Raw genomic sequence first — 3,811 nt, forward strand, 5'->3', positions numbered from 1 at the left:
TTCTTGTGCCCCTCCTTACCCTGGCTCTTGGCTTCTTTGTGAGTCTTCGGGTGGGCATAATTCTCCTGCTTCTTGTACTGGTCAGCGGCTTCTTCCTCCAGAAAATGATGGGCGGCAGCCAATTTATGAAGTTGTATCAGGAATCTTTAAACCATCTCAGTGCAGAAACCGTGGAGTATGTTCGAGGTATTCAGGTCGTAAAGCTCTTCGGAAACCGCCTGCAAAGCTTCAAAGCTATGAAAGAAGCCATTGAAAGCTATGCAAAGTACGCTTATGAATACAGTTTAAGCTGTAAAACTCCCTATGTTCTCTACCAATGGATCTTTTTAGGCTTAATTCCGATTCTGTCGATTCCCCTGTCCTTTCTCCTCGTAAAAGAGCCCCGGCCCGAAAAACTAATCATCGATTTGATTATGATTTTCTTTCTGGACGGAGTGATCATGGTGGCTTTCATGAAAATCATGTGGTCCGGCATGTACATTTTCAATGCAAGCTTTGCCATCGAGGAAATGGAAAAGCTCTACAAAGCAATGCAGGAAGACAGCCTCCAATACGGCAAGGAGGAAAAATTTCCAAATTACAGCATGGAGTTCCAAGATGTGGATTTTTCCTACGGTGACAAGAAGGTTTTGGAAGGACTTTCCTTCCGCTTGGAAGAGGGAAAAAACTATGCCCTTGTGGGGCACTCCGGTTCGGGAAAATCCACCATTGCCAAGCTTTTCTCCGGCTTCTACAAAGTAGATAAAGGGCAGATTCGAATCGGGGATCTCCCCATTGAAAGCTACAGTAAGGATGCCCTGTGTAAGGCTATCTCCTTCGTTTTCCAAGACAGCAAGCTTTTCCATAAGACGATTTATGAAAATGTACTATTAGGTAAACCCGATGCTACTGCGGAAGACGTCCATCGGGCTTTGGACTTGGCAGGTTGCAGGGAAATTCTGGAGCGTTTTCCCGAGAAAGAAAATACCTTAATCGGCGCCAAAGGCGTTTACCTTTCCGGTGGCGAAAAGCAGAGAATCGCCATTGCCAGAGCCATCTTAAAGGATGCTCCCATCGTGATTCTGGACGAAGCCAGCGCCTCCATCGATGCGGATCAGGAGTATGCCCTGCAAAACGCCTTTAAAAATCTGATTCAGGGGAAAACCGTGATTATGATTGCCCACCGCCTGTCCAGTATTCAGGGACTCCATGAAATACTGGTTTTGGAAGAGGGACAGATTGTGGAGCGAGGAAGCAGTAAAGCGCTTCTGCAAAAAGACAGTCGCTATAAAAAGCTCTGGGAACTTTACCAGACTACGGAAGATTGGAGGATAAACAAATGAAGAATTGGTTCAAAAAACAGTTCTCCCTTACGGAGCAGGGCGCGAAAAACCTGCAAAAAGCCAGCCTCTACTGCTTTCTTACTTACTGCATCAATATGGGACCCGTTATGCTCTTACTGTATATCGCGAAGCTCCTTCTGGAAGACGCAGGTAGGAAGGCCTTCTCGCCATGGGAGCTGATTGTTCCGGCTCTCATAATCCTGTTCTTCCTCTACCTCCTGCTTTCCAAGGAATATGTCTGTCTCTATAACGCGACCTACAAAGAATCGGCGAATCTGAGAAAGAACATTGCGGAAACCCTGGCAGACCTGCCCATTGCCTATTTTTCCCGGCATGACTTAAGCGATTTGTCGGAAAGCATTATGTCTGACGTAGAGAGGATTGAACATGCCTTAAGCCATTCTGTTCCCAAAATCGTAGCCATGTTTTTCTTCTTCCCGATTATGGGGATCCTGATGTGCTTCTCAAACTGGAAGCTGTCCCTTGCCACCCTTCTCCCTACGATTTTCAGCTTTCTTTTGGTGCCCTTATCCAGAAAGCTCGTGCTACAAAACAATCAGAAGTACTATCATCTTTTACGAGAAAATGCGGAAGCTTTCCAGGAACATATCGACCTGCATCAGGAAATCAGCAGCTTTCTCCCTGACAGGGAGGTCAAAGAAGCCTTATTTCAAAAAATGGACCTGCAAGAAAAGCTCCACTTAAAGACAGAAATGGGTTCCTTTATCGTCATGGGATGCTCATCCATTTTTGCTTTCCTGAGTGTGGCTACGGTGATTTTCGTCGGTTTCCCGCTCTATCAAAATGGCAGCCTTTCCCTCCTCTACTTCTTGGGCTTTATCATCGCTTCCATGAAATTAAAGGAAATCTTCGACATTTCCAAGGAAAGCCTGATGGAAATTTTCTATATTGCACCGGCGGTGCAGCGCATCTCCGAAATCAAGTCTGCAAAGAAGCAGGAAGGGGAGAATACGGTGCTTTCCGACTTCTCCATTGCCTTTCAGGATGTGTCCTTCTCCTACAACGAAGACAGGGCAATTCTGAAAGACGTCTCCATGTCGGTAAAGGAAGGGGAACTTTTTGCTTTGGTGGGCCCCTCCGGCTGCGGAAAAACCACCATTTTACGCCTATTGTCCAGACTTTATGACGCAGATACCGGAAAAATTCTCATCGGCGGAAAGGATTTACAAAACACGGCCACCGACTCCATTTTCCAAAAAATCGCCATGGTCTTCCAGGAAGTGAACCTCTTTAATACCACTATCCTGGAGAATATCCGTCTGGGTAGAGCGGATGCCACGGACGAAGAAGTGCGGGAAGCGGCACGACTTGCCAACTGCCTGGACTTTATTGAAAAGCTTCCCGAGGGCTTCCAAACAAGAATCGGAGAAAACGGCGCGGAACTCTCCGGCGGAGAAAGACAGCGGCTTTCCATTGCCAGAGCCTTCTTAAAGAATGCTCCCATACTTCTCTTAGATGAAATTGCCGCGAATCTGGATATTGATAACGAAAGAAAAATTCAGGAAAGCCTCAGCAGCTTAATTCGCGGGGAAAACCGAACCGTTGTCATCATTTCCCACCGTTTGAAGTCCATTGAGAAAGCAGACCGCATCCTGGTACTGTCCTCCAGAGAAGTGGATGCGGTGGGTACCCACGAAGAACTGCTGGAACACTCCAAAGTCTATCGGAACCTGGTAGAAAAGAGCCGACTTGCAGAAGAATTCAGCTATTAAAGCCGTATCGAGAAAAACTCCAAAGTCTTATAAAACGGATTCCGGATTACTACGGAACAAGGGATAAGGATATGCTTTAGAAATAAGACGTGCTGTATGAAAGAAGGCTTAACACATGAAAGGGGCTTACTGCATGAAATAAATTTTTCGTTATGAAAGTAGCTTACATCATAAACGAAGCTTTTCGTTATAAAAGGAGATTTACCTTATGAATAGAAATAAACTGACCATTAAAGACCTGGTGTCTATCGGTGTTTTTGCCGTGATTTACTTTATCTGTATGTTTGCCGTGGGGATGATGGGTATCGTTCCGATTTTATATCTTGTCTACCCTGCTGCCTACGCGCTTATCGGCGGACCTATCGTCATGCTCTTTATGGCAAAGGTGAATAAACCCTTCGGGCTTCTCATTTTCGGCATGATTACCCCCTGTATCATGTTCCTATTCGGGCATACCTTTGTGGTGCCCCTCTTCTCCCTTCTCTTCTGCCTCCTTGCAGAAGGCATCCGGCGGATGGGAAAGTATCAGTCCGGCTCTGCCACGATGCTAAGCTATGCTATTTTTAGTCTCTGGCCCTGCAATTCCCTTCTGCAAATGCTTCTTCTGAAAGAGCGCTATATGGAGATGGTTATCAAAGAAATGGGAGAGAATTACGGAAATGCCATTGAAAAGCTGCTCAGCGTACAAAATATGGCTATCGTTTATGTCTGCACCTTCCTTTTCGGACTTCTCGGTGCTTTGCTCGGAAGAAAGCT

The 3,811-nt window shown here is 46.0% G+C and carries 3 protein-coding genes; all 3 read left to right on the plus strand.

Annotated elements, in window-relative coordinates:
• A partial coding sequence (locus tag ACO4PX_RS09245) for an ABC transporter ATP-binding protein (RefSeq protein WP_485572364.1) occupies positions 1–1,322 on the plus strand: 1,322 nt, incomplete at its 5' end.
• Positions 1,319–3,055 (plus strand): ABC transporter ATP-binding protein, encoded by a 1,737-nt coding sequence (locus ACO4PX_RS09250; RefSeq protein ID WP_485572366.1) that lies wholly within the window; start codon positions 1,319–1,321, stop codon positions 3,053–3,055. The genes ACO4PX_RS09245 and ACO4PX_RS09250, both read left to right, overlap by 4 nt.
• Before the next feature lie 208 nt (positions 3,056–3,263).
• Positions 3,264–3,811: MptD family putative ECF transporter S component (locus ACO4PX_RS09255; RefSeq protein WP_485572368.1), on the plus strand; the 548-nt coding region annotated here is incomplete at its 3' end.

The organism is Oribacterium sp., from assembly GCF_057249185.1.